The sequence below is a fragment of the Psychrobacter sp. SHUES1 genome (assembly GCF_001652315.1).
Lineage (GTDB): Bacteria > Pseudomonadota > Gammaproteobacteria > Pseudomonadales > Moraxellaceae > Psychrobacter > Psychrobacter faecalis.
Genome location: NZ_LXWA01000101.1, coordinates 3,469 through 5,685, shown reverse-complemented (window position 1 = coordinate 5,685; position 2,217 = coordinate 3,469). Strand labels below are relative to the sequence as shown.

At 48.1% G+C, this 2,217-nt stretch carries 2 tRNA genes and 1 rRNA gene; all 3 read left to right on the top strand.

Features of this window, described 5'->3' with window-relative positions:
* Window positions 1–417 precede the first annotated feature (417 nt).
* The 3 genes from A7325_RS12435 to A7325_RS12425 all read left to right on the top strand — a co-directional run bounded on the left by A7325_RS12435 (window position 418) and on the right by A7325_RS12425 (window position 2,194).
* Window positions 418–1,956: ribosomal RNA gene (locus tag A7325_RS12435) — 16S ribosomal RNA — on the top strand.
* Window positions 1,957–2,032: 76 nt separating this feature from the next.
* Window positions 2,033–2,109: transfer RNA gene (locus A7325_RS12430), tRNA-Ile, on the top strand.
* A 9-nt stretch (window positions 2,110–2,118) separates the two neighbouring features.
* Window positions 2,119–2,194 (top strand) — tRNA-Ala (locus A7325_RS12425).
* The last annotated feature ends 23 nt before the right edge of the window (window positions 2,195–2,217 follow it).

Sequence of the window (2,217 nt, the reverse complement as noted above, 5' to 3'; positions counted from 1 at the left end):
AACTTATATGTCAATTACATATAACAAACCTGGCTAACCCATTGAAACAAATTATAAAAAAGCTTGACAAACCAAATCATTATGATATGATAGTCGGCTCGCTAGATAGGATAAGTTCTTAACTTAAACGAACTAGCAAAGAGAAATACCCTATATATCAGTTACTGGACGACAGTAGCTTGACACTATTTAAAAGCATAACTAAAGAACAACTTGTGTGGATTTTTGCTGATTCAGAATGCTAAAAAATAAAGTTGGTTTTACTCTCTTTTCGGGAGTCATTCTAACTATAAAAATTATCATTTAAGACAGCAAGAAAACTCAAAGTTAATTCATTATATGAAACATACGAGAGCGTAATTGCCAGATTAAATGAGCCAAGTTTCGAAGTCTCTTTAAAGGACTTCATGCAAGATTAAACTGAAGAGTTTGATCATGGCTCAGATTGAACGCTGGCGGCAGGCTTAACACATGCAAGTCGAGCGGTAACAGGAGAAGCTTGCTTCTCGCTGACGAGCGGCGGACGGGTGAGTAATACTTAGGAATCTACCTAGTAGTGGGGGATAGCTCGGGGAAACTCGAATTAATACCGCATACGACCTACGGGAGAAAGGGGGCAACTTGTTGCTCTCGCTATTAGATGAGCCTAAGTCGGATTAGCTAGATGGTGGGGTAAAGGCCTACCATGGCGACGATCTGTAGCTGGTCTGAGAGGATGATCAGCCACACCGGGACTGAGACACGGCCCGGACTCCTACGGGAGGCAGCAGTGGGGAATATTGGACAATGGGGGCAACCCTGATCCAGCCATGCCGCGTGTGTGAAGAAGGCCTTTTGGTTGTAAAGCACTTTAAGCAGTGAAGAAGACTCTATGGTTAATACCCATAGACGATGACATTAGCTGCAGAATAAGCACCGGCTAACTCTGTGCCAGCAGCCGCGGTAATACAGAGGGTGCAAGCGTTAATCGGAATTACTGGGCGTAAAGCGAGCGTAGGTGGCTTGATAAGTCAGATGTGAAAGCCCCGGGCTTAACCTGGGAACGGCATCTGATACTGTTAGGCTAGAGTAGGTGAGAGGAAGGTAGAATTCCAGGTGTAGCGGTGAAATGCGTAGAGATCTGGAGGAATACCGATGGCGAAGGCAGCCTTCTGGCATCATACTGACACTGAGGTTCGAAAGCGTGGGTAGCAAACAGGATTAGATACCCTGGTAGTCCACGCCGTAAACGATGTCTACTAGTCGTTGGGTCCCTTGAGGACTTAGTGACGCAGCTAACGCAATAAGTAGACCGCCTGGGGAGTACGGCCGCAAGGTTAAAACTCAAATGAATTGACGGGGGCCCGCACAAGCGGTGGAGCATGTGGTTTAATTCGATGCAACGCGAAGAACCTTACCTGGTCTTGACATATCTAGAATCCTGCAGAGATGCGGGAGTGCCTTCGGGAATTAGAATACAGGTGCTGCATGGCTGTCGTCAGCTCGTGTCGTGAGATGTTGGGTTAAGTCCCGCAACGAGCGCAACCCTTGTCCTTAGTTACCAGCGGTTTGGCCGGGAACTCTAAGGATACTGCCAGTGACAAACTGGAGGAAGGCGGGGACGACGTCAAGTCATCATGGCCCTTACGACCAGGGCTACACACGTGCTACAATGGTAGGTACAGAGGGCAGCTACACAGCGATGTGATGCGAATCTCAAAAAGCCTATCGTAGTCCAGATTGGAGTCTGCAACTCGACTCCATGAAGTAGGAATCGCTAGTAATCGCGGATCAGAATGCCGCGGTGAATACGTTCCCGGGCCTTGTACACACCGCCCGTCACACCATGGGAGTTGATTGCACCAGAAGTGGGTAGCCTAACCTTTTAGGATGGCGCTCACCACGGTGTGGTTGATGACTGGGGTGAAGTCGTAACAAGGTAGCCGTAGGGGAACCTGCGGCTGGATCACCTCCTTATAGACAGCATTCGGTCAGCAAGAATTCACAACAAGTTGTTCTTTAGTTTAAGCTTACGTTTATACAAGCGTAATTTGGGTCTGTAGCTCAGCTGGTTAGAGCACCGTGTTGATAACGCGGGGGTCAGTGGTTCAAGTCCACTTAGACCCACCATTTATATATGGGGCCATAGCTCAGTTGGTAGAGCGCCTGCCTTGCACGCAGGAGGTCAACGGTTCGACTCCGTTTGGCTCCACCACTATAAACGCAGTAAGCTTTCAG